Source organism: Bradyrhizobium sp. 26S5, assembly GCF_036923295.1.
Lineage (GTDB): Bacteria > Pseudomonadota > Alphaproteobacteria > Rhizobiales > Xanthobacteraceae > Bradyrhizobium > Bradyrhizobium septentrionale.
Genome location: NZ_CP145948.1, coordinates 2,580,831 through 2,604,912, shown reverse-complemented (window position 1 = coordinate 2,604,912; position 24,082 = coordinate 2,580,831). Strand labels below are relative to the sequence as shown.

Below are 24,082 nucleotides of genomic sequence, written 5' to 3'. Positions count from 1 at the left end.
ATCCGAAGGCATGAGTGAGCGCATGGGCGTGGCATTGGATCTTGATTCCGACTTGGCAGGTTTGGCGGACGCGCGCAGCAAGGCGCGTCAAGCCCGCTCGGCCTTTCAGGCATTTGTTGGTGCCGACCAGGAAAAGGTCGACAGCATCGTTCGAGCTATGGCGGATGCGGGCACCGCAGCCGCCCAAGAGCTCGCCCGAATGGCTGTCGATGAAACTGGGATCGGGGTGTACGAGGATAAGATTCTCAAGAACCTCTACAATACCAAGTTTGTTGCCGCATCGATGCTCCCGCTGCGGACCGTCGGCGTGTTGTGGGTGGACGAAGCCAATCGCATGACCGCGGTCGGCTCTCCGATGGGCGTGATTGCGGCTATTATCCCGGTAACCAATCCAACCTCGACGGTGCTCTTCAAGTGCCTCGCAGCCGTCAAGTCAGGCAACGCAATTGTATGCGCACCCCACCCTCGCGCTGTTCGATCCTGCATGCGAGCTGCCGAGATCATGGCTGAAGCTGCGGTCAAGGCCGGAGCGCCAAAGGGCCTGATTTCCTGTCTTTCGCTACCAACAATCCAATCGACTGGCGAATTGATGCGGCACCCCGACGTTTCGGTTGTGCTCGCGACGGGCGGGCCTGGAATGGTACGGGCCGCCTATTCGAGCGGCAAACCCACGTTCGCCGTCGGCGCTGGGAACGTGCCGGTCTACATCCACCATTCCGTCAAGGACGTGAGGGAAGCCGCGCTAATGGCCATCACGTCGAAATCCTTCGACAACGGCACGGCATGCGTCGCCGAGCAATCCATCGTACTTGACGAGCCAATCGCCGAGGCGGGTCTCGCGGCGTTTGCTGCCCAGGGGACGTTCTTTCTGAACCCCACCGATCAGAACCGGCTCGCCGAGATCATTTTCACCGACAAGGGCGAATTCAGGCCGGAAGCAGTGGGCCTTTCCGCGCGGGAGCTGGCTCGCCAGATCAACGTCAGCGTTCCCAGCGACTGCAAGGTGCTTGGCGCCCAATTGACCGAAGTGGGCCCGCAGGCGCCCCTCTCGCGCGAAATTCTCGGGCCCGTCCTGTCGTTTTACCGGACCGCGGACCTTTCATCTGGCTTTGAGCGGTGCCGGCAGATTCTCGCCTTTGGCGGCGAAGGCCACACGCTAGGTCTTCATTGCGAGGACGACCAAGTCATCGCGACGCTCGCGTCGCTTCCCGCTGGACGCATCGTAATCAACACCCCGACCCTGTTTGGCGGCATGGGGTATAGCTGCGCGACTGACCCATCCTTCATGCTCGGCACCGGGACCTGGAGCGGCTCGATTGTTTCAGACAACGTGACCCCGCTTCATCTCATCAACATCAAGCGCGTCGCTCACGAAATAAGGCCGTGGCGCTCGCTCTATCAGGCGAACATGGGACTTTGAGCATGCTCGCGCGCACGAGATCGCTTCAGCCCACCCCCAGTCAGGAAGCCACTGCGTTTCTCGAAGCGGCGGCCATCACGTATCGTGCCCCGGTTTGCTCGTCTGACGCCTTGTCCTTTGGCATCGATCTCGGAACAGCAACGATCGTTCTGACCGCCGTGGACGCACAAAGGCGTCCTGTCTACTGGGACAGCCTGCCCTGCCAAGCCGTGCGTGACGGCGTCGTTGTCAACTTCGCGGACGCGGTGGCCGCCGTCAAACAGCTCAGGAAAACCGCCACGTCAGCACTGGAGCGGGAAATTGCCGAAGCGGCGACTGCATTTCCTCCAGGCGTCCCCCAAGCGGAAGCTCGCGCTTGCCATTACGTTCTGGAGAACGCGGGCATTACCTGCCGCCACTTGGTTGATGAAGTGACTGCGGCGCAAGCCTTGCTTCGATTGAATGATGGGGTGATCGTCGATGTTGGCGGCGGATCGACGGGCGTTGGCATTGTATCTGACGGCGTCATCATCGCACTCGATGACGAACCGGGCGGCGGTCATCATCTGGATCTGATCCTGGCCGGCGCCTTGGGAATTCCCGTGGAGGACGCCGAGGAACGAAAACGCAAAGGCGAGCAGGACTACTCGCACATTCTCCGCCCCGGCATCGAGCGGATAGCAAGCTCGATCGCCCGCCAGATCGGAGGCCATATTGTCCGATCTATCCACCTCGTCGGTGGTGCGGTTAGGGTTCCTCATGCGGCATCGATTGTCGCTCGCTTTAGCGGAATTCAAACCACGTCATACCCTCACTCGGAACTCGTAACTCCCTTCGGAATCGCGATGAGCTGACCCATGGATTTCCAACTACGTACGTACGCCTTCATCGATAGCATGCAGCCTCAAGCGGCGGCGCATGTCGCCTCCACGTGTCAAGGAGACGTGCCTATTGCGGGGATGTCCGAGCTCTTTATCGAAGTCGCGCCCGGAAACGAGATCTTTCGCTGCGCAGACGTCGCCTTGAAGGCAGCCGATGTCCGCCCGGCGCTGCAGATTATCGAACGGGAGTTCGGTCTCCTGGAGATTCACTCCCACACGCTATCGGAGGTGCAGGCCGCAGGGCAAGCCGTGCTGGATTATCTCGGCCTCAAAGAGGAAGATCGGGTGCGACCGACGATCGCTTCGTCGCAATTCGTCACCAATGTTAATCCCTACCAAGCACAGCTCATCAATAAGTGGCGCAAGGGCAATCTGCTGCTGCCGAGGTCCAGCCTTTTCGTCCTCGAAGCGACACCGGCAGCGTACGTGACACTCGCCGGCAACGAGGCAGAAAAGGCCGCAAACATCAGCCTGATCGAAGTACGTGCGGTGGGCCGGTTTGGCCGCTTGTTTATCTCAGGGACCGAGAGCGAAGTCGAGACCGCAGCGAAAGCTGCTGTTGCGTCACTCGAGGAGCTGGGAGGCAAGAAATGAGCGTCGTCTCCGTAGCGGATGTAGAGAATGCAAATGGGGTACTCGTCGTCGGAGCGAGAGATATCCTCACGCCGCTTGCCGCCGATCGCGCCAAGGAGTTGAACGTCCGGATCGAGCGATCCGGCAGCCCCGCAAGAGAAGTGACAGCGCCTGTCGTGGCCCCTTCGCGGCCAACCGTCCAATTGTCAGCGAAGGCAGAGCCGGCGGCTAAACCGGCAGCTGGCGCCGGCACCGTGCAACCCGGAGCGCTGTCGGGCGCTCTCTATCGTCGTGGAGCTCCAGTCCCCGCCGCGATGCGGGTTCGAGGAGATACGACATCCGCTACTCGTGACGATCGGCCGCTGGCTGCGGTCATCGGCGCCGGTCACGTTGGCGCCATGACGGCGCTGCGCCTGGCAGAAGCATCTCTGTTCTCGCGGGTCACGCTTGTCGACATCGTCCCCGGACTTGCGGCTGGATTGGCCCTCGACATGTGGCACAGCGCCTCGCTGCGCGGATTTACGACCAGGATCGAGGGAAGCACCGACCTCTCGGCGCTTGAGGGAGCGCGCTACATCGTCATGACGGCCGGCCGGCCCCGTCAGCCGGGCATGAGCCGAACCGATCTCACGGGCGTGAACGCGGAAATAGTAGGAAACGTCGCCGACGGGATCCGGCGCTATGCTCCCGCTTCGGTTGTCGTCGTTGTGACCAATCCGCTTGAGGAAATGACCCACCTGATGGCGAAGCGGACGGGGTTTCCCTCGGCAAGAGTCATTGGAATGGCGGGCGTGCTCGACAGCGCACGCTTCTGCTCGCTTGTCGCACTGGAAGGTATCGCCCGGCCAGAGGACGTCGATGCAATCGCGCTCGGCAGTCACGGCGCCGAGATGGTAATTCCTTTGAGCCTCGCCAAGGTCCAAGGTCGGCCCCTGGAACAACTGATCCACAGGGACCGCCTGGCTGCGATCGTGGAGCGCGCGAGAGACTCCGGCGCCGAGGTCGTCAAACTTCTTCAGAAGGGCAGCGCCTATTTCTCTCCGGCCGAATCGGCAGCGTCCATGGTGGCAGCCATGGCGAAGGGCGGCAGCGACTTGATTGCCGCGTGCGTACAATCGGGAGGCGCCTATGGCGTCGACGATACGCGAATTGGGCTTCCGGTCCGACTGGGCACAGATGGAGTGAAGGAAGTCGTGGAACTGCCGCTGCGGCCCGACGAGCGGGTCGCGCTTGCGGCGGCCGCCGGAAGCATCGCCAAACGCATCTCCGAATTGGGCTGACATGCGCGCAATCGTCTACCAGGGACCGGGCACAATTGCGGTACAGGACGTACCGCCGCCCCGGCTCGAGGACCCCAGAGATGCTCTGGTTCGAGTGGAGTTAGCCGGCATTTGCGGTACCGATCTGCATGTGATCGCCGGCGATTTTGCGGGCATTCAGCCAGGAGCCGTCATCGGCCACGAGTTCGTGGGTAAGGTCATGGCTGTCGGGAGTGCCGTGACCCGATTTGCGGTCGGTGAAAGGGTTATGGCGTCCGACTTCACCGCCTGTGGCCGTTGCCGGTGTTGTGAGCGGGGCGACCATTGGGAATGCCCGGAGCGAGCCTTCTTCGGGACAGGCACTTCCTTCGGGCTGCCCCTGGCCGGTGCGCAGGCCGAAGTCGTGCGGGTCCCGCACGCCGACACGACGCTCGGACGTATGCCAAAGGGCTGTTCCGACGAAGCTGCAATCCTTCTCGGGGATAATCTAGCGACAGGATGGGCCGCCGTAGAGCGCAGCGGCCTCTTGCCGGGCGAGATCGTCGCAGTAATCGGCGGCGGAACGGTCGGTCAGCTTGCGAGTCTTTCGGCGCAGGCCGCTGGAGCAGGTGCAGTCATTGTAGTGGAGCCGAGCGAAGGACGCCGCGACTTCGCCCGCGCCAACGGGAGTCTTGCGGCGTCGCCGCAAGAGGCTCGCGAGTTGACGAGCCGCCTGACAGACGGAGGGGGCGTCGATGTGGTCATCGAGGCCGTAGGTGGCGCATCCGCTCTCACGGCGGCGTTTGACTTGGTGCGAAAGCGAGGGCGAATCATCTCGGTAGGTGCCCATTCAGCTGAGACGTGGCCGTTTCCGTTGGCTAGAAGCTTTGCCAACGAGTTGACCCTGGGCTTCGCGATCGGAGATTCGATCCGTCTTCGTCCCCGCCTCCTTTCGCTCATCACCACGGGTGCTCTCGATCCAACAGTGGTCATCGATCGTAAGATCGGGTTTGCGGCCGCTCCCCAGACGTATGCAGACCTTAAGGCCCAGCGGATCATGAAGGCGGTTATTGACCCCCGGCTCTAATAAGTCCGGTCCGCAGTTGCCAAATTAAGCTAAGCGGCGCAAGCTCTTACAGGAGCGGCAGTCATAATGCACCGCACAAGAACGCTCGCGAGAGACGAGCGCCACGGTGCCGAACTTGAAGCCGCACTGGAGGATGCTCAATGAGTGGGATCGCATTACTGGCTCAGCGAGGGACGTTTAGCGATGATCCGCACCAGGGGCTCGCGGTGCTGAGAGAAGCGATCATCTCTCTTTCGGAAGCAGCAGATCGCGGGCCTCAGGTGCTCTTCGCCGAAGCCCGCATATTGTTCCGTAATCTCCTTGCTGTCCGAGATGTCCGTCTCCTGGTCCGCTCGGCCGGCGCTTGGCGTGAATGGGAGAAACTCAACGATGGCGCTGATGAAGCGCTGATAGAGCGGCTTCCCGACTCCTTCATCGAAATGATGCGGTTCGAGGAAGCTATCTTGGTTCCAGTCCAGGTCGGAAGCGTCGCTCTCCTCGTCGAGGGCATGACCGATTCCGATGAACTGCGTGAGCGCGCCGCGACCCTGTCGCACGTGTTCAGGCTCGCGCTCGCATCCAGCGAGACCCGCAACGGCAATCCCGACAAGCTCGAAGCGATCCGCGTCTTCCAACGCGTCGCCAACAAGATCCTGAAAAGCCGCAACCTCCAAGAGATATTTCTCCAGATCACACACGAGGCGAAAGCGAGGCTTTCCGCCGATATATGCGGCATCATGCTTCTCGAAGAAGAAGCATTGGTCATGAAACGCTGCACGGGAAATCTGGCGGCGGAAACGGCCGCGCTTCGCATGAAGGCCGGACAGGGTGTCGGCGGACGCGTTCTCGAAACTCGCCAGCCTTGTTCCATCGAAGACTACGTACAAAGCGAGATCATCAGCCGCGACTTCATGAGCTTGGCGCGGGCCGAACGCGTTCGTTCTGCCCTCGCAGTACCGCTGATGTCCCAGGATCAGGTCATCGGCGTTCTCGAGGTCTGGCGTCGCAAGCCATCGACATTTACGCCGCAGCATACGGCGGAACTCGCTACGCTCGCCAATCTTGCGTCTCTTGCGATCGAGAATGCCGCCCTGCTCGACGCGCGCGAAGCGGCGGCTCGGGAGCTAGAGGATGCGCATGCCAAGCTCCAGCAGCGGTATAACGTCATCCGCAATTCCGCCGATCTTCAGGAAGGCCTTATCTCGACCCTACTCGATGGTGGCGGCCTCGGCGAAATTGCGCAACGCGCGCATCAGCATCTTCACAGCCCGCTGCTCATTCTGGACAAACATTTGGATGTTCAGGCCTGCCATCCTCAAACGGCAGCTACGGACGCAGTTCTCCACGCGGTTCGTATCGCAATCTCGCAAAATAGAGGCCCGGATACTCGATATAAGACGATATCAGCCGGAGCACTGCGGTTCGCCTTTCAAAGCATAACAGCAGGATCGGAACAGTTGGGTTGGGCCATCATGCTCGACCCGCAGATCGAAGATGAAAGCGCACAGCTGGCTATTACGGAACTATGCGTTACTGCTGCTCTTCATCAAACCAAAGAAAGAGCGGCAGCGCGTGCACTCAGCGACAAGCTCGCGACGCTGACGTGGGATCTTCTCGAAGGAACGGACCACCTGCGGCAGCTGGCGCTTCAACGCGCCAAAGAACTGGATGCTGAAATTCCGGCAGAGTACTGTGTGGCCGTGTGCTGCATCGATGGCCTGGACAAGCCAGACAAATCCGGAATCCTTACCGGTGGCGAAATTGAAGGCCGCCGCCGGTCAGTCGCCGACGCCCCTAACCATTTGCCAGGGCGTCACATCGCGAAATTGTCCGGACTGCGCGGCAATGAACTCGCACTCGTCATTTCGACCTGCGAGGGTGCCAGAGCTCGTGATTTTGCTCAGAGTCTCGTCGTCGAGATTGTGCGACGCGTTCCTGGATGTAGCGCTCGCGTCGGCCTAAGCCGAAGTTGCTCGGAACCGATGTCGATACCGTCAGCGTGGCGGGACGCACGCATAGCCCTGGATGTGGCCCGTCAAAGCCGCAGCGCAACAGTCATCGATTACAATGATGTTGGGGTTGCCGGCCTTCTCATGAGTATCCGGGAAGGCAGTGATTTTCAGGGGTTTGTCGGACAGTCGATAGGAGGGCTGTTAAAAGAGAAGAGCCCGCAACGCGAAACCCTATTGGAAACCTTGCGTGTTTTCTTCGCATGCAATTGTTCCCAGCAGGCGACGGCAAGAGAACTGCGAACTCACCAAAAGACGATCGCTTATCGACTCGATAAGATCGAGCGCATAACAGGCCTGAAGCTCGCAGCTCACGAGCAGCGCGTCCTAGTCTATCTTGCTCTCCAAATGAATGACCTGATTCGTTAGTGGAAGCGATAACGGCGGTTACCATAGCCTTCATAATCGATGGTGTTCTCTCGTCAGCTCGCCCTGTCATCTCAAGTAAGTGCCGGCACCATCTCTCGTCCCATCGACGCAGCCGCGCCATACCCCGCGAGATCAAAGGGCAGATGATCGAGTGATGGGGTCCGACGATTCCGGCCAAAGCGAAAGCGAAGAAATCCGTCTGCTTTGGTCCGCTTCTCTGACCTTCGCCTCCATCCACCGCGTCCAGCGCATGAGGAAGGAAATCGGCCTGCCAAAGGAGTTCACCTTGGACGCCTGCCGGCATGGCGGCATGACTGAGCTCGAGGAGGCGGAACTGACGGAAGGTCAGGGCCGCGCCCTATCAGCCCACCGGACCCGGGAAAGCTATGCCGGGTATGCCAAGCGGACCGAGGCTCGGATGTTGTCCGCGACTCGGAAGCGCCATGCGCACCTGCTGGCGAACCAAGCGGCAACAGACGTTCAGAACGCTGCGGTGGAGAGCGTTCAGAATACAGAACAAGAACAATCTAAAATCGCATGAAAAATCAATGCGATAGAGTGGCTGGGGCGGGAGGGATCGAACCTCCGAATGGCGGAATCAAAATCCGCTGCCTTACCGCTTGGCTACGCCCCAACGCGCCGATCGAAGGCCTCGCCGGTCTATAGAGTGAGGGCGCGCATTTCAACAGGGCGGCGATCGAAAAGGCAGGAAAGCCGCAGGATGGCGCTCTCGCCCTTATTATAGAGCGACACTGCGGTGGCCGGAACGGACCGCACGATGTCCGCTCGGACAGTTGAGAGGCCGCTGGTTTCATGGGAAGACAATTTCCAAACGCCTCGTCGGGAGTAACGCCATGACCTACCGCGCACCGATCAACGATATCCTGCTGTCCCTCAATCACGGCGCGGGGCTCGCTGCCGCCGTGGCGGCCGGCCACTACGGCGATTTCGACGGCGATATTACCGCCGCGGTGCTGGAAGAAGCCGGCAAGTTCGCCTCCGACGTGCTGGCGCCGCTCAACAAGGTCGGCGACGAGCACGGCATCAAGCTCGACAACGGCAAGGTGACCACCGCGCCCGGCTGGCCCGACGCCTATCAGCGCTGGGCCGCCGCAGGCTGGAACGCGGTGTCGGGGCCGGAAGCGTTCGGCGGCCAGGGCCTGCCGCTCGCGGTCAACGCCGCCTGCACCGAGATCTGGAGCGCATCGAACGTCGCCTTCGGCCTCTGCCCGCTGCTGACGCTGTCGGCGATCGAGGCGCTCGACGCCCATGGCAGCGAGGAATTGAAGACGATCTATCTCGAGAAGATGGTCACCGGCGAATGGACCGGCACCATGCAGCTCACCGAGCCGAATGCCGGCTCCGACGTCGGCGCGCTGCGCACCCGTGCCGAACGCGCGGGCGACGGCACCTACCGCATCAAGGGCACCAAGATCTTCATCACCTATGGTGAGCACGACATGACCGACAACATCGTGCACTTCGTGCTTGCGCGATTGCCCGATGCACCCGGCGGCACCAAGGGGATCTCGCTGTTCCTGGTTCCGAAATTCCTGGTCAATGCCGACGGCTCGCTCGGCGCGCGCAACGACATCCATGCGAGCGGCGTCGAGCACAAGCTCGGCATGCACGCCTCGCCGACCTGCACCATGACGATGGGCGATCAAGGCGGCGCGATCGGCTACCTGATCGGCGAGGAAAACCAGGGCATGCGCTGCATGTTCACGATGATGAACCAGGCGCGGCTCGGCGTCGGCCTCGAAGGCGTCGGCATCGCCGACCGCGCCTATCAGCAGGCGCTGGCCTACGCGCAGGAGCGCCGGCAAGGCAAGGCTATCGGCCACAAGGGCGACGGGATGGATCCGATCATCGTGCATCCCGACGTCAAGCGCATGCTGATGCAGATGCGCAGCATGACGGCGGCGGCGCGCACGATCTGCTACGCCACCGCGGTCGCGCTCGACGTCGCGGCGCGCGCCAAGGACGCCAAGGTCCGCGCCGAGGCCGCCGCGCGCGGCGCGCTGCTGACCCCGATCGCCAAGGCGTTCTCCACCGACGTCGGCAACGAGGTCGCCTATCTCGGCGTGCAGGTTCATGGCGGCATGGGCTTCATCGAGGAGACCGGCGCCGCGCAGCACTATCGCGACGCCCGCATCACCTCGATCTATGAAGGCACCAACGGCATCCAGTCGATCGACCTCGTCACCCGCAAGCTCGGCGCCAATGGCGGCGCCTCGGTGTGGGCGTTGCTCGACGAACTCGCGGCAACCATCAAGCAGGTCGAAACCTCCAACGACCCGGCGTTCGGCACCACCGGCGCCAAGCTGCGCGACGCGCACGCCGCGCTGGAGCGCACCAGCAAATGGTTGCTGGAGCGGCTCGCCTCCGCGCCGAACGATGCGCTGGCTGGTGCTACGCCCTATCTGCGGCTGTTCGCCGCGACGCTCGGCGGCTGCATGCTCGCCGGCGAGGCACTGGCCGCCAAAGCCAACGGCGAGGCCGAGCCGCAGCGCTACGTCGCGCTGGCGCGCTTCTTCGCCGAGAACATCTCTGTGCAGGCGCCGTCGCTGGAGAAGACCGTGACGGAGAGCGCCGAGGCCGTGACCGGCGCGGACGCCGTGTTGGCGGGTTAGGACACTTTCCGCCGTCCTCATCGCAACGTCGTCCCGGCGAAGGCCGGGACCCATACGCCGCAGCGGATGTTGTGAAAGGGACTGTCGTTCCAGCGACGCGCAACAATAAGCATTTGGGGTAATGGGTCCCGGCCTTCGCCGGGACGACGATGAATGTTTTGCGAGACTCTCGTCGCATGCCAACCTGTTTCGCGGTCACGGCAAAGCCGCCCAGCCGTCGCGCGACCGCTTGTCAGCGATCCCGGCGCAACGAACGAAACTCCCTGGGGCCGTCCAGCAGATCATGCTTGCGGGCAGACTGTTCGATCCGGCTGGCCGAATGATCTGCCATTGCGTTGATGGCCGTGCCGGCCAGGTTCTGCGCACGTTGCCGTCGCTCGTCCCTCGATCGAACATCCCGATCTTGGTCTCGCCGACGACAGATTTCATCGGAGAGACGTTCCTGGAGGCATCCGTTGCCTCGATAAGGTCGCTGCTTCATCGTGCACGCTCCCTCCAACAGGATTGCGGTACGGACTAACGCTCCGGCGCGCCGTTTGTTCGCGCTGGCGACTGGCCTGGTGCCGGGAATTTTGGCGCCGACAATCTGGGCTTCTTCGGCGGAGCTGCAATCAATCCCTCGCGGATCGCCTGCTTGCGGGCAAGCTTGCGCGCGCGCCGCACGGCCTCGGCCTTCTCTCGAATCCGTTTTTCCGAAGGCTTTTCGAACGATCGGCGGCGCTTCATCTCTCTGAAGACGCCCTCGCGCTGCAGCCTCTTCTTCAGAACGCGCAGCGCCTGGTCGATGTTGTTGTCCCTGACAAGAACCTGCAAATGGATCACCTCTCGCGTCACTAGAGCATTTCGGTTCCGATTGAATCAGAACCGAAGCTCTAGCTTCTTGTTCTGACGCGTTTTCTTCACGCGAACCGGTATCCATCCCGCATCAAGTGCGGGACAGGCTTCGCTCGAAAACGCTTTGGGCACGTTGACGAGCAAATACGAAAGCCCGCTCTATCGGTGACAGAGCGGGCCGCACTGCCATTCCAGTACATCCGTGAAACGGCAGCCGATCAACAGCATGACGAAAGCTTTAGCCGCAGTGCTGCAAGCACGCGTCCTCACTTTCATCCGACGATGTCTTTGGAAAAGGGTCCAGTGGGACCGATCTACAAGGCTCAAGGCCAGTCGATACACCACAAGTATACACTTATCCCAGCTATGCAAGGCGCAATTGCAAATCCCGGGAATTATCTCTGACGGATCAAGCGCGTTCGAGATCGTCGGCGAAGACGACAGCGCCTGGCCCGCGCGGTTCCCTGCATCAATGTCATTGTAGAGTGGCAAATTAGGACCGTCTGACGCAGACTACGGCGCTGCCGGGTGATTTCAGGGCGCCGGCACTCGAGAGCCTGGGCAGCTCCCGCGACAAAAGGGAGCCGCAAATGGCAACCCGCTATTATTTCGATATCCGCAACGGCGAGGAACTATATGCCGACAGGCAGGGCATCGAGCTGCGCGACGAGGAGACTGCCGCGCACGAAGCGATGCAGTCATTGCTCGGCATGGCGAAAGACAATCCGCCTCCAGACAAACACAAGCTGCTGGCGTTTGAGGTCCGCACCGACGAAGGGCCATTGTTTCAGGTCAGTCTCGATCTGGGCATAACGAGACGCTAGGCACGTCGGCGCCAAACTCAAGAATTCGACCGGCGAATGCGCCACGCGATGCCCACTTCAAGCACGAGCCCGTCGCCATCCCGGACTTCGATCGCAATCTGATCGAGACTGTGACCGCGGACGGAATCGCGCACCATGTCGGCCAAAGCGCGCGCGGCCTCTTCTTGAACCGCCGCGAGATCGGGCATCACCAGGCCCTCTTCGTCGATCGCCAAGCCACCGCCGTCACGAAGATCGAAATAGTAGCGTGTCATCACTGATAAGAGGCCGAACTGTCGATCGTTCCTGGCGAGGGCACAGAGCAGCGACCGGCCCGATGATGCGAGATGCCCGCTCTCACAGACCACGGAACGCCACACTTGGCGGGCGAATGTTCCTGAGAGGTCGGCACTCCGTCTTGTCGTGGCAGACGTCAATATCGAGGCTAGGCACCCTTCGACCCATCGAAAGCACAACGCCGCCCAAGCGGAATATGGATCGCTTGGCGGCGTTGGTTCGGCACCGGGCCCCTGAAATCCCCCGGCAAGCGCCAGATTGCCACGAAATATGCCTCAGCTTTGTGACACCCCAGGACGGCACCCCGCGCCGGTCGATCACGCCTTGTGGTCGGACAGGCTGCCGACGATCGATGCCCGGCGGGACAATTCGATCCAGTTGCCGTCGGGATCGAGGATCATGGAAATCCGCGCGACCTCGCCAAGCGTCACCGGCGCGAGGCCCTCGCGCACGCCTTTGGCGCGCAGCTCGTCATGCACGGCGTCGATGTCGGCGACCTGGAGCGTGATGTAGCGCCAGCCGCGCGCCTGCCTGATGGGATCGACGGTCGCGGTGCGATCTTCCGTGAGCAGGATCAGGCTGTCGCCAAGGCGAAAGGCCGGACCGCCCGACCAGGATTGCTCGGGGAAGCCGAGAATGTCGCCGTAGAACCTGCAATGCGCCGCGAGGTCGCGCACCGCCATCGCGACGGCGATCTGGGTGATGCCGTCATGTCCCGGCGCCACCAGGCAAACGCCGTTGCCGTCGGGATCGACCATGCGCCGCGGCGTCTCGATGCCCTCGCGCACGATGATCAGCTCGCGATAGCCGCTCGGCGCGGCGTCGCCCAGCGGCTCGAAATGATGGTTGAGCTTGATCACCGAACCACGCGCGTCGTGCCGGTACTGCTTCTGCCCGCGGCGGATCGGCTGCACATGATCGAAGCGAAGCCCGGCATCCTGCTGCCAGAACCGCAGCATCGGCTCGCGATTGTTCGTGGAGAGGCCGACGTCGATCACGTTCTTCGCAAGAAGCATGCCCGGTCTCCTCGGCCGCCCGGCGCGCTCGCTGGGCCCGCTCAGCCGGGAAAGCGATCGCCAAACATCGGCAGTCCGCTGCGCGACTGTTCGCGCGTCGCCTCGTCCTGGGTGACGTCCCAATGCTCGGCGAGCACGTCACCCTCCATGCGCACGATATCGGCGACGACCCATGCCGCCGGCAGGCCATGACCGCTGAACCGGCCGTGCAGAATGACGAAGTCGCCGCTCGCCGCGCCGACATGGTTCTCATAGCGCAGCGTCGCAGGCAAGCCCTTGACCAGATCGAACAGCCCGTCCCGGCCGGGTGCAATGTGCGCGCTGTGCTGGATGTAGTGCTGTGACCAGAGCCGCTCGGCGGCAGCATAGTCGCGCTTGTTGAAGAGCGTGTCGAACGCGTCCAGCACGAATTGGACGCGGCGGTCTTGGTTCGACGCGCTCATGGTTATGCTCCCTAGTGCGTTTTCGAGCGAAGTGGATACCGGTTCGCGTGAAGAAAACGCGTCAAAACAAGAATCCAGAGCCCCGTTCCGATTCAATCGGAACGGGGCTCTGGGTTCGGATTACTTCCGCACCAGCGGGATCTGCAGATTGGTCGGCCGGTTCTGCTCGGTGTCGAAGCCGCGGCCGTCGACATTGCGGGCGCCCCAGAACAAGAGGTCGCCCCTGAGATAGACCAGGTCGTACTCCATGAAGTGGGTCCCTTCCTTGAGGCCGAAGGGGAGGAACGACTTGCCGAAGATGCTCTGCGGTGCATCGACCGCCCACGGCGCGTAGCCGACCGCGGCGACCTTGTTGAGCACGTCGACAAAGCCCTGCGCCAACGGCGTCACCTCATAGGCCTCGTCGGCGACGAAATCGACCTTCTGCGCGCCCGGCGCGATCGGATGCGCGCCCTGCCACTGCATGTGCCCGACGATCCTGATCCGCGCCAGCGGCACCTTGCCATACGGATCGGCCGAGTTGACGACCACGAGCTCGAACCGGTCGGAGGATTGATAAATGAAGGCGCGCTTCAGATAGAACGGCTTGATCGAGCCGTCGGGATTCTTGCTCGGCCGGATCTCGGGCGCGATGCTCTCCCAGTTTCCGGCGAGGGCCTGCTTGATGGTCGCGACGTCCTGTTCCATGGCGCTTGCCTTCGGTTGATTGCCGGGAGATTGGGCCGCGGCGCCGCCGCATCCCGTCACCGCCGCCAGCAAGAACAGCGACGCTCCGATGCTTCTCCACATGCGCAGGCTCCGGCGGGCGACGCGCAGGCCTTCGTGCCGGGCAGAAGGAACGTCCTCTGCCTGCCAGGCAGACCCCGCGCAGAATGCGTACTGCTATAGAGAGCGCTGGCCGGCGCGAAAAAGACTTTGTAGGCTGGCCCCATGCCTGCCGGATATGACAGGCCGTGATCGGGAGACGGTGATGGAGCTCCGGCATCTGCGCTACTTCGTTGCCGTGGCCGATGCAGGCAGCCTGACGGTCGCCGCCGAGCAAAAACTCCACACCTCGCAACCTTCGCTGAGCCGGCAGATCCGCGATCTCGAACAGGAGGTCGGCGTTCAACTGTTGAACCGCGGCGCGCAGGGCATCGAGCTGACCGCGGCCGGCAAGGCCTTTCTGGATCACGCCAGAATGGCGCTGCTGCAGGCGGAGGCCGCCAAGGAGGCGGCGCTGCGCGCGGCGCAGCCACCGAAGCCGAGCTTCGCGCTCGGTTTCCTGTCCGGTGCCGAGATCGATCTGCTGCCCGAGGTGACCCGCGTGTTGCGCGACGAATTTCCCGGCATCGACATCCGCCTGTCGAGCGACTACTCGCCGGTGCTCGCCAAAGCACTGATGCGGCGCAAGCTCGATGCCGCCTTCATTCGCGCCGACGACAACACGGAGGATCTCGCCTGCAAGCGCGTGCGCACCGACCCGCTGGTGTTCGTGTTTCCGAGCAACCATCGCCTGGCCGCGCAGGCTGCCGTCGCCCCCGAAGACATCGTCAACGAGACCTTCTATCTGCCGTCCAAATCGGCGCCGGCGGTGCGCCGTGTCGTGCTGGAGTATTTCAGCCGCGCCGGCATCGATCTCAGGCCGGACCACGAGGTGCATAATGTCGTGCACGCGATATCGATGATCACCTCGACGCATGCGGTGATGCTGCTGCCGGCCTACACGGCGCGTTATCTACCTGACACCATCACCACACGGCCGGTGCAGGGAGAGGCGCCGACGCTCGACCTCGTGATCGCCTATCACAAGGCCAACAAATCCCCGATCCTGAAGCTGTTGCTGTCGCGGGTCGGCCGGCTGGCCGCAGCGCCTGCCTAGCTAATGAAAGGTCTGCGCCTGTACCTTGTCGTGGTCTACTGCGGCACGCCGTAGATCAGGACCTTACCGGACCTCGTCGCGAGAAAGACCCGATTGCCGGCGACGGTGGGCGGCACCAGCTTTGCGAACCAATACTTCTGCGCTTCACCGGTATCATTCCACACTTGTCGCATCGTAAAGGGATCGTAGGCCCTGAGCACACCGTTATCCTGGCTCTTGTTGCAGGCCGGGTATCCGGGTTCGTCGCAGATTTGGGCCGATGCGAACACGACGCCCAAACCGCTGCCGGTCGGATCGACGTTGACCGAGATGAAGCCGCCAGGCATCCCGTTCAATCCCATGTTCACATAAGGAGGCGCGATCGGCTCGCCTTCCAGGGGAGATAGCTCGAACTTGCCGTCACGCCAGCGAAACCGCTTCGGCTTGTCCTTCTCGCCCCACAGGAACATGAACTGGTCATTTCCGAAACTGGCGAACGCAGGTGTGCCGTGGATGTGCGGCCATTCCATCCAGCTGTTCAACAGGTAGTTTTGACCGCCCGGCCAACGAACCTCGGTCGCTTGAAATTTCTGATGCACATGATCGCGCGCCGGATCATCGAGAGAGTCCTTGTGCTTCACCCGCTCCTGAACGGTGGTTACGCTGTTGAAAATCCACAGCGGATCCGAAGTGTCCGGCCCGCCCATGTCGGCACGATCGAGAACATAGAAGATGCCCTCCTTTCCGCCCGCACCCAGATAGCGCGTGCCCGGAATAAGCAACACGCCTGCGGCCGACATGTCGAGATCAAAGCAATCCTCCATGGTTCGACGATAGGGCGTGAAGTAGTCGGCCGCCTCCATATTCAGATGATAGGGTTCGCTGCCGTGCGGCGCGGCGCGTTCGGTATGAACACGGATCACGCTATCGGCGAGACTAGCCTTGTCCGGGTGATCCAGTTCTCCCGGCGGAACACCGAAGCAGAGCCGGCGATTACCGGTCGTGAAATAGAGATTGCCCGCGGTATCGGCCGCGAGACCGGTTGATCCCTGCCAGATGCCACCGCCGTCGGTGTTGTCGTCCGTCACCTGGTAGCGGCCGACCGGCTCCAGCGTGGCGGCGTCGAATGCGCTGATCGAGCCGTGCATCCGGATCTGCGAGCCCTCGCACAGGCTCGAGAAACCAACGAAGACGACGCCATCGGCCAGCACCAGACTGGCGCGGTTGCGATGCAGCTTGTGCCACTCCTGATTTGGCGCCGGCACAACAACGGATTTGACCACTGTGCCGTCGTTCAGCGATATCGCCGCAATATGCTGCAGGCCCTCGAAGGTCTTGTGGCTCACGAAGACGCGGCCAAGCGCCGGATCGACCACCGGCGTCGACTCGACCCCGACCAGGCCAGTCTCGATCCCGTCAAGGGTTGCTCCCTCCTGCCAGGCAGCCAGGGCGTTTGGCGCACAAGCTGCTCCTTCGGCTGGGGGCGGCTCTTGGGGTGGAGGAGCAGTAGTCGTCTTGCTCACCACCGGCCGCCCCAGGAACGTATGCCACAGAAAGTCGGGTCGCGCTTCCGACGGCGAGAATGCGTAAACATCATTGTGAGATGTCGCGACGATCAGCACGGGCTGCCGCACGTTCCCGACCATGGCATTCTTCACAAAAAGTGGCTGTGAGAGCACGGTGCCATGGACCGCAAAGGACCCGAGCCGCTTGAACCTTTGAACCGTGTTCTGATTGATGCCCGGCACGTGCGAGGTGCCGGTGCGATTGTTGTCATTGCGTTGCGTCAGGACATCTTCCGACTGCGGGACTGGAAAGACGTAGTCCGACAGGATGGGAACGATGACCAACGGCAGCGCAGGTGCAGCCGTGGCCGCAACGGCGTCCGGCGTGGTGGACGTCACCACGTTAAGATCCGGCGCAGCTGGAAGAACCACAACGCCCTGAATGTCCTGCGCCCGGGCCGACGTTGCTATCGTCGGCGAGCAAGCGACAATCAACAACAGTAGCGCTAGTCTGGCGCACAATCGCGATGAATTGATCGGAGACACAAGCATGCTCCTTGAGGTCAATCGAGTTCAGATCGGAAGCGATGAACGGGGCTCGCCGAGTTTCAGGGCATGTTTATTCCGATGATCTTCGGAAATCCGCCGACGCACTCGGTGTTGTGGACAGTGACCGTGACCGGCTTTCGAGCAACGTATGCGGTGAGAGCCGCCGAATAATAGGTATGATATCCGGCGTTGTTGATCGTGCTGATATACCCCAAGGTATTTTCCGTGCAATGCGCCGGATTTATCTGCGGGACGTTGAGCATGATGCCGAAAGAGTCGTCGTTCCAGCCGGTCCGGACCTGGGTCAGCGTTCCGGAAACCGCTTGCTGGGCGTGGCACGGCAACACGGTTGCAAGCAAGAAGGCAGCTGCGAAAGTGGCGCGCATGAAATGACTCCCTAAAATGGCAGCTATTCAATGGAAGTTGTAAATCGACACAATGCTACCATCGAAGGACATGCGAGATTGTGAAGCTTTTCACAGACCAAGCACAGTGAGGACCGATATGCCGGCGAGCCTCGTTCAGACTCTTCGCGCTTTTGCCTACAACAACGCCTGGGCCAATCATCGCCTGCTCACGGCCTGCGCCGGTCTCAGCCAGGCGGAATTTGCCGCCGCGCGAACCGGGTTCTTTCCGAGCCTGCAGGCGACGCTGAACCACATCCATGTCATCGATCTCTTCTATGTCGACGCGCTCGAAGGCGGCTGGCTCGGGCCGAAAGCGTGGGCCGACGAGGTGCCCTACCCGGCGGTCGCCGCGCTGAAAGCTGCGCAGCGCGCGATCGACCAGCGCCTGATCGCTCACTGCGACGCGCTGACGCCTGCGCGGCTCGATGAAGACGTCAAGGTCAATCGCGACACCTCCGTGCAGACCGAGCGGCGCGACCGCTTGTTGATGCATCTGTTCCAGCACCAGATCCATCATCGCGGCCAGGCCCATGCGATGCTTTCCGAAACCACGGTCAAGCCGCCGCAGCTCGACGAATTCTTCGCCGCCGGCGAAGCCCCGCTCCGAGAAGCCGAGTTCAAGGAGCTCGGCTGGAGCGAAACCACCGTGTGGGGCGGCTGAGCCGAAGTTTCGCCCGCTGCCGGGCTGCACGAACCGGTTCCCGATTCGGAACAAGGGTCTTGAATACCGCCATCTCCGCGCTCACCTGTCGGTGAAACGTGGGGAATTCTATCAATGCCATTCGCCAATCATCGGGGCCAGCGCATCCATTACACTGTCGAGGGAACGGGGCCGCTGATCGTGCTGCAGCACGGCCTGCTGCTCGACGCGGCGAGCTGGAAGCAATGCGGCGTGGTCGATGCGCTCGCCGATCGCTTTCGCGTCGTCTGCGTCGATTCACTCGGGCATGGCTTGAGCGACAAGCCGGCCGATCCGGCGCTCTACAACCAGGCGCAGCGCGCCGGCGACATCGTTGCCGTGATCGACGATCTCGGCGGCGAGCGCGCCCATGTGGTGGGACATTCGATGGGCGGCTGGGTTGCGGTCGGCGTCGCCAGATTCTTCCCGGCGCGGCTGGCATCGCTGGCGATCGGCGGCTGGGACTTTCTGACCGGCTTGCCGCGCGGCAATGCCGGCCCGCTGACCTATGGCGCCTTCATCACCTTTGCCCGCCGCACCGCGCCGCAGCTCGCCGAATGGGTGACGCCCGATCTCGAAGGCGGCGTGCGCGCCTGCTTCGACGCGCTTGGCCAGCTCGATGGCGCAAAGGATGCCGTGCTCTCCTCGCGCGTGCCGGTGCTGCTGTGGAACGGACAGGACGACGGCCCGCATGCGCCGATGCAGCGCTTCGCCGCGGAGAACGGCCTGTACGCGATGTCGGTCCCCGGCGACCATCTCGGCGCGCTGCTGGAGCACGGCGCCGCAATCGGCCGCGGCATCCGCTCGTTCGTCGGTCGCGGCTAGAGCGATCTCGAGCGCGCGTATCTCCATCGCATCGAGCGCCGAACGAAAGCGCAATGCGCCGTGACGATCGACCGCATCCCCGAACCGGGCGCGCGATCACTGCGTGCCATCATCGCGCGGCCCTTTCCTACGACCAAGGTCCCCTGCGCAGGAAAGGTGAATTCCGGTTAACTGCATTGCGCCGTCCTCATGCTCGCAGAAGAGGAAAAGCCTCCGCGAACACTTGGGGCTTGCGCGGGATCATGTAGGATAGCGGCACGACCCCGCCGGCGACGATGCCGGCCGACCCTGGGACCGCTTGATGACCGCGCATGTCATAGTGACCGACGAAGCCGCCACACGCGTGATCCGGCTGCGCAGGCCCGAGAAGAAGAACGCGATCACCCAGGAGATGTTTCGCGCGATCAGCGACGCGATCGACAAGGCGCAGAACAATCCGAAGATCCGCTGCCTGATCATCACCGGCGGCTCCGGTGTGTTCACCGCGGGCAACGACGTCGAGGACCTGCTCGCACAGGGCACCTCAACCGGCGAGATGCCGCCCGCCTCCGACCTAGTCAAGTTCCTGTATTCGCTGGCCCACAATGTGAAGCCGATCATCGCCGCGGTCGACGGCGTCGCGATCGGCATCGGCACCACCATGCTGTTCCACTGCGACTATGTGCTGGCCAGCAAGGCCGCGTCGTTCTCGACGCCGTTCTCCAATTTCGGCCTGGTGCCGGAAGGCGCCTCCAGCCTGCTGATGCCGCGCACGATGGGCCACCAGCGCGCCTTCGCGATGCTGGTGATGGGCCGCACCATGTCGGCCGACGACGCCCGCGTCGCCGGCTTCGTCAACACCGTGGTGGCGCCGGGCCATGCCGAGGTCGAGGCGCACAAGGTGGCGCGCGAGATCTGCGCGCTGCCGGCCGAGGCGGTGGCGATCTCGCGGCGTCTGATCCGGCTGCCGCCGGAGGACGTCACCCGCCGCATCGAACAGGAGAACCATCTGTTCAGCGAACGGATGCGCTCCAGCGAAGCGGTCGACGCCTTCAGGGCCTTCATGGCGCGCACGAAGGATTGAAACGAAGCGTCGCAAAATTGTAGTGGCGCCGGGCCATGATCGTGTGTTCCATGATCGTGCACGCCATGATTATGCGCTCCACGGACAGGTCATGAGACAACCCCGCCCCCGCCTTAAGCCTCTTGCGCCTCTCGCCGCGCTTTGCGCACTCGGTCTGGTCGCGGCAAGCCCCGGTCGGGCACAGACCGCGGCGCCGGTGAACTTGCGCATCCTCGCGATCAACGACTTCCACGGCTATCTGCGGCCGCCGCCGGGCGGCATCCGCATCACCGATCCCGCCGACGCCAGCAAGAAGATCATGGTGCCGGCCGGCGGTGCCGAGCGGATGGCAACCGTCGTCAAGCAGCTGCGTGAAGGACACAAGAACAACATCTTCGTTGCGGCCGGCGACCTGATCGGCGCGAGCCCGTTCCTGTCGGCGATGTTTCATGACGAGCCGACCATCGAGTCGCTGTCGATGATGGGGCTTGCGATCTCCTCGGTCGGCAATCACGAATTCGACGAGGGCAAGGACGAACTGCTGCGGATGCAGAATGGCGGTTGCCACCCGGTCGACAAGTGCCAGGGGCCGCACCCGTTCCTGGGGGCCAAATTCCGCTATCTCGCCGCCTCCACGATCGACAGGGCCACCGGCAAGCCGGTGTTTCCGCCCTACGAGATCAAGGAATTCGACGGCATCCCGGTCGGCTTCATCGGGCTGACGCTGAAGAACACCCCGAATCTGGTGTCGCCGGCCGGCGTCGCGAGCCTCGACTTCCGCGACGAGGCCGAGACCGTCAATGCGCTGATCCCCGAGCTGAAGGCACGCGGCGTCGAGGCGATCGTGGTCTTGATCCACGAAGGCGGCTTTCCGACCGGCGACTATAATGAATGTCCCGGCATCTCCGGGCCGATCGTCGACATCGTGAAGAAGTTCGACAAGGCGGTCGACGTCGTGATCTCCGGCCACACCCACCAGGCCTATGTCTGCGAGATCGACAGACGTCTCGTCACCTCCGGCGACAAATACGGCACGCTGGTCACCGCGATCGATCTTGAGCTCGATCCGAAGACGCATGACGTGATCAGCGCCAGGGCCGACAACACCATCGTGAAGATCGCCGGCACGGCCAAGGATCCCGAGCAGAGTGCGCTGCTGGAATCCTACGACCGGCTGGCCGCGCCGATCGCCAACCGCCCGGCCGGCTCGGTCACCGAAACGCTGTCGCGCGTGCCCAATGATTCCGGCGAGAGCCCGCTCGGCGATATCGTCGCCGACGCGCAACTGCTTGCGACCAGTTCGGAGCCCAATGGAGGCGCGGTGATCGCCTTCACCAATCCCGGCGGCGTGCGTACCGATATCACCAAGCGCGAGGACGGCGCGGTCACCTATGCCGACATCTTCGCCAGCCAGCCGTTCCGCAACCAGCTCGTGACGATGACGCTGACCGGCAAGCAGCTCAAGGACGTGCTGGAGCAGCAATGGGCCGACCCGAAACGGCCGCGCGCCCTGCAGGTCTCGAAGGGCTTTGCGTATGCATGGGATGCGAGCAAGCCCGACGGCGCGCGCATCATCGCCGCGCGGATGTCGCTCGACGGCAGGCCGATCGACCCCGCCGCGAGCTATCGCGTCACCGTGAACAACTATCTCGCCGAAGGCGGCGACGGCTTCACGGTGTTCAAGGAGGGAACGGCGCAGCAGTTCGGCATCTACGACGTCGATGCGCTCTATGCCTATTTCAAGGCCAACAGCCCGGTCGGCCCGACCGCCGGAAAGCGGATCGAGCGGATCAATTGAGCGGGGTGAGTTCAGCCCTCGTCATGGCCGGGCATAGCCGTCCGAAGGACGGCGTCGCTTTCGCTCGCCTATGTCCCGGCCATCCACGTCTTTCTTGCGCACTCGGAGCAAAGACGTGGATGCCCGGCACAAGGCCGGGCATGACGAGTCCGGGGATCAGCCGAGCGGCCTCTAATACGAAGCCTTGGCAGGATTCTCGAAGAACGAGCAACGGAACCGCAAGATCAAACGCGGCCCTTTCCGGCGAGCCGGTAACCGCCTAAATTAGACCCTCCTCGCACGCGCCTCCATTGCGCCGGGAATTTGCATGACACTGCTTCTGACGCACACCGCCTGCCTCGACCATTTGACCCCTCCAGGACATCCCGAACGCCCCGACCGGCTGCGCGCGGTGGCCGAGGTGCTTGGCGAGGACCGCTTCAAGGCGCTGGTGCGCGATCTGGCGCCCGAAGGCGACCTCGACACCGTGCTGCTCTGTCATGGCGAGCATTATGTCGGCGAGCTGCGCCACATCGCGCCGACCTCGGGCATGATCTATATCGACGGCGACACCTCGATGTCGCCGGGCACCTGGGAAGCCGTGATGCGCGGCGTCGGCGGCGCGGTGGCCGCCACCGATGCGGTGATGACCGGCGCCCACCAGAACGCCTTCGTCGCGGTGCGCCCGCCCGGCCATCACGCCGAGAAATCGACGCCGATGGGCTTCTGCTTCTTCGACAATGTCGCGATCGCCGCGCGCCACGCGCAGCGCAAATACGGCATCAAGCGCGCCGCGATCATCGATTTCGACGTCCATCACGGCAACGGCACGCAGGACATCTTCTGGGCCGATCCCACCGTGATGTATTGCTCGACGCACCAGATGCCGCTGTTCCCCGGCACTGGCGCCGCCGGCGAGCGCGGCGAGCACGACACCGTTGTCAACGCGCCGCTGGCGCCCGGCGACGGCGGCGCCAGGTTCCGCGCAGCCTTCGAGAACCTGATCCTGCCGCAGCTCGAGAAGTTTTCCCCCGAACTCGTCGTCATCTCGGCGGGCTTCGACGCGCATCACCGCGATCCCTTGGCCTCGATCAACCTGACCGGCGAGGATTTCGGCTGGGTCACGCGCAAGCTGATGGATGTGGCCGACAAGAGCGCCGGCGGCCGTGTCGTCTCCGTGCTGGAGGGCGGCTACGACCTGCAGGGCCTGAAAGAGTCGGTGGCATCTCACGTCACCGCATTGATGGGCGCCTAAATACCCGCCACAATACGCCCGCAAAAATTCGATTGATTCTGCGCCGGGGCGAGCATGCCTGCGACAGGTCATGCCCGGACGAACAAGATCAGGTTGCGATCTGATCGGCGCAATCAGGAACGCAAAGAATGGCCGAAAACACCCAGGCGGACGTCAAGAAACTCTCCTTTGAGCGCGCGATCGAGGAACTCGAATCGATCGTCAAGCGGCTCGAGGACGGCAAGGTCCCGCTTGAGGAATCGGTCGCGATCTATGAGCGCGGCGAACAGCTGAAGCGGCGCTGCGAGGAGTTGCTGCGCCAGGCCGAAGCCCGCGTCGACAAGATCACCACCGACGCCTCGGGCCAGCCGACCGGCACCGAGCCGCTCGACGTGCAGTAGCGCCGCCCATCGCGATCCTGCGACAGGATGTCCGCGACAGCGGACAATTGTTGCTCCGTATTTCCGGCAATTGACCCCGCCGCGGGACGACCGCGGCGGTCCGGTGCTGTCACGGATCTGCCCGATCCGGGCCGGCCGGCTGCCGCAAAAATGGGCGGATTGGAACCCGCCTGCGGCCTCTAGCATTGAAAAGTCTGGCTTTTTCGGTAGAAGGCATAGGAACCCAGCGCCCCTAGCGGGTTGGCTTTGGCCGCGGCTTTGG

The 24,082-nt window shown here is 62.8% G+C and carries 23 protein-coding genes and 1 tRNA gene; 16 read left to right on the top strand and 8 right to left on the bottom strand.

Annotation, left to right across the window (positions count from 1 at the left end; translation table 11 throughout):
• Positions 1-22 precede the first annotated feature (22 nt).
• The 7 genes from V5279_RS12230 (at position 23) to V5279_RS12200 (ending at position 8,076) form a co-directional block, all read left to right on the top strand.
• Complete coding sequence (locus V5279_RS12230) at positions 23-1,420, top strand: aldehyde dehydrogenase family protein (RefSeq protein ID WP_338697589.1); 1,398 nt, start codon at positions 23-25, stop codon at positions 1,418-1,420.
• Between the two features lie 2 nt (positions 1,421-1,422).
• Positions 1,423-2,253 carry an ethanolamine utilization protein EutJ gene (gene eutJ / locus V5279_RS12225; RefSeq protein ID WP_338697587.1) on the top strand — a complete coding sequence of 277 codons (831 nt, stop codon included), beginning with the start codon at positions 1,423-1,425 and terminating at the stop codon, positions 2,251-2,253.
• Between the two features lie 3 nt (positions 2,254-2,256).
• On the top strand, positions 2,257-2,874 hold the full coding sequence (locus tag V5279_RS12220) for a BMC domain-containing protein (protein WP_338697585.1): 618 nt from the start codon (positions 2,257-2,259) through the stop codon (positions 2,872-2,874).
• Positions 2,871-4,133 carry a malate dehydrogenase gene (locus V5279_RS12215; RefSeq protein WP_338697583.1) on the top strand — a complete coding sequence of 421 codons (1,263 nt, stop codon included), beginning with the start codon at positions 2,871-2,873 and terminating at the stop codon, positions 4,131-4,133. The genes V5279_RS12220 and V5279_RS12215 overlap by 4 nt, the downstream gene beginning before the upstream one ends.
• 1 nt (position 4,134) lies before the next feature.
• A complete protein-coding gene (locus V5279_RS12210; protein ID WP_338697581.1) occupies positions 4,135-5,178 on the top strand; it encodes an alcohol dehydrogenase catalytic domain-containing protein in 1,044 nt (347 codons plus the stop codon).
• A 140-nt stretch (positions 5,179-5,318) separates the two neighbouring features.
• Positions 5,319-7,535: a helix-turn-helix domain-containing protein gene (locus tag V5279_RS12205; RefSeq protein ID WP_338697579.1), complete on the top strand. Its 2,217-nt coding sequence runs from the start codon at positions 5,319-5,321 to the stop codon at positions 7,533-7,535.
• Positions 7,536-7,689: 154 nt separating this feature from the next.
• Complete coding sequence (locus tag V5279_RS12200) at positions 7,690-8,076, top strand: hypothetical protein (RefSeq protein ID WP_338697577.1); 387 nt, start codon at positions 7,690-7,692, stop codon at positions 8,074-8,076.
• A gap of 18 nt (positions 8,077-8,094) precedes the next feature.
• On the opposite strand, the gene V5279_RS12195 is transcribed toward V5279_RS12200, so the two are convergent.
• Positions 8,095-8,169 (bottom strand) — tRNA-Gln (locus tag V5279_RS12195).
• A gap of 220 nt (positions 8,170-8,389) precedes the next feature.
• Between V5279_RS12195 and V5279_RS12190 the strand changes: the two genes are divergently transcribed.
• Positions 8,390-10,168 carry an acyl-CoA dehydrogenase gene (locus tag V5279_RS12190; RefSeq protein ID WP_338697575.1) on the top strand — a complete coding sequence of 593 codons (1,779 nt, stop codon included), beginning with the start codon at positions 8,390-8,392 and terminating at the stop codon, positions 10,166-10,168.
• Between the two features lie 516 nt (positions 10,169-10,684).
• Here V5279_RS12190 and rpsU read toward each other — a convergent pair.
• Positions 10,685-10,981 (bottom strand): 30S ribosomal protein S21, encoded by a 297-nt coding sequence (gene rpsU, locus V5279_RS12185; protein WP_166203107.1) that lies wholly within the window; start codon positions 10,979-10,981, stop codon positions 10,685-10,687.
• 611 nt (positions 10,982-11,592) lie between these two features.
• Between rpsU and V5279_RS12180 the strand changes: the two genes are divergently transcribed.
• Positions 11,593-11,826, top strand: coding sequence for a DUF6894 family protein (locus V5279_RS12180; protein ID WP_166298200.1), 234 nt, complete (start codon positions 11,593-11,595; stop codon positions 11,824-11,826).
• Positions 11,827-11,843: 17 nt separating this feature from the next.
• Here V5279_RS12180 and V5279_RS12175 read toward each other — a convergent pair whose 3' ends face one another.
• The 4 genes from V5279_RS12175 to V5279_RS12160 all read right to left on the bottom strand — a co-directional run bounded on the left by V5279_RS12175 (position 11,844) and on the right by V5279_RS12160 (position 14,350).
• A complete protein-coding gene (locus V5279_RS12175; RefSeq protein ID WP_312022765.1) occupies positions 11,844-12,041 on the bottom strand; it encodes a DUF6894 family protein in 198 nt (65 codons plus the stop codon).
• Positions 12,042-12,419: 378 nt separating this feature from the next.
• Positions 12,420-13,118, bottom strand: coding sequence for a VOC family protein (locus V5279_RS12170; RefSeq protein ID WP_338697569.1), 699 nt, complete (start codon positions 13,116-13,118; stop codon positions 12,420-12,422).
• A 41-nt stretch (positions 13,119-13,159) separates the two neighbouring features.
• Positions 13,160-13,561 carry a nuclear transport factor 2 family protein gene (locus V5279_RS12165; RefSeq protein ID WP_338697567.1) on the bottom strand — a complete coding sequence of 134 codons (402 nt, stop codon included), beginning with the start codon at positions 13,559-13,561 and terminating at the stop codon, positions 13,160-13,162.
• Positions 13,562-13,681: 120 nt separating this feature from the next.
• A complete protein-coding gene (locus V5279_RS12160; RefSeq protein ID WP_338697565.1) occupies positions 13,682-14,350 on the bottom strand; it encodes a hypothetical protein in 669 nt (222 codons plus the stop codon).
• Between the two features lie 181 nt (positions 14,351-14,531).
• Between V5279_RS12160 and V5279_RS12155 the strand changes: the two genes are divergently transcribed.
• Positions 14,532-15,422 (top strand): LysR family transcriptional regulator, encoded by an 891-nt coding sequence (locus V5279_RS12155; protein WP_338697563.1) that lies wholly within the window; start codon positions 14,532-14,534, stop codon positions 15,420-15,422.
• Positions 15,423-15,457: 35 nt separating this feature from the next.
• On the opposite strand, the gene V5279_RS12150 is transcribed toward V5279_RS12155, so the two are convergent.
• Together V5279_RS12150 and V5279_RS12145 are read right to left on the bottom strand one after the other, a co-directional pair.
• Entirely contained in the window at positions 15,458-17,308 is a 1,851-nt protein-coding gene (locus tag V5279_RS12150) for a hypothetical protein (protein ID WP_338697561.1), read from the bottom strand.
• Between the two features lie 206 nt (positions 17,309-17,514).
• Positions 17,515-17,841 carry a hypothetical protein gene (locus V5279_RS12145; protein WP_166298204.1) on the bottom strand — a complete coding sequence of 109 codons (327 nt, stop codon included), beginning with the start codon at positions 17,839-17,841 and terminating at the stop codon, positions 17,515-17,517.
• 118 nt (positions 17,842-17,959) lie between these two features.
• Between V5279_RS12145 and V5279_RS12140 the strand changes: the two genes are divergently transcribed.
• The 6 genes from V5279_RS12140 (at position 17,960) to V5279_RS12115 (ending at position 23,820) form a co-directional block, all read left to right on the top strand.
• Positions 17,960-18,523 (top strand): DinB family protein, encoded by a 564-nt coding sequence (locus V5279_RS12140; RefSeq protein ID WP_166298205.1) that lies wholly within the window; start codon positions 17,960-17,962, stop codon positions 18,521-18,523.
• Between the two features lie 114 nt (positions 18,524-18,637).
• Positions 18,638-19,366, top strand: a complete 729-nt coding sequence (locus V5279_RS12135; RefSeq protein WP_338697556.1) for an alpha/beta hydrolase — start codon at positions 18,638-18,640, stop codon at positions 19,364-19,366.
• Positions 19,367-19,667: 301 nt separating this feature from the next.
• Positions 19,668-20,429, top strand: a complete 762-nt coding sequence (locus tag V5279_RS12130) for a crotonase/enoyl-CoA hydratase family protein (protein ID WP_166298207.1) — start codon at positions 19,668-19,670, stop codon at positions 20,427-20,429.
• A gap of 91 nt (positions 20,430-20,520) precedes the next feature.
• Positions 20,521-22,206 carry a bifunctional metallophosphatase/5'-nucleotidase gene (locus tag V5279_RS12125; RefSeq protein WP_338697552.1) on the top strand — a complete coding sequence of 562 codons (1,686 nt, stop codon included), beginning with the start codon at positions 20,521-20,523 and terminating at the stop codon, positions 22,204-22,206.
• 307 nt (positions 22,207-22,513) lie between these two features.
• Positions 22,514-23,440, top strand: a complete 927-nt coding sequence (locus V5279_RS12120) for a histone deacetylase family protein (protein ID WP_338697550.1) — start codon at positions 22,514-22,516, stop codon at positions 23,438-23,440.
• Between the two features lie 128 nt (positions 23,441-23,568).
• The gene (locus V5279_RS12115) at positions 23,569-23,820 is read left to right on the top strand and encodes an exodeoxyribonuclease VII small subunit (RefSeq protein ID WP_166203093.1); all 252 of its coding nucleotides are present in this window, start codon (positions 23,569-23,571) and stop codon (positions 23,818-23,820) included.
• The last annotated feature ends 262 nt before the right edge of the window (positions 23,821-24,082 follow it).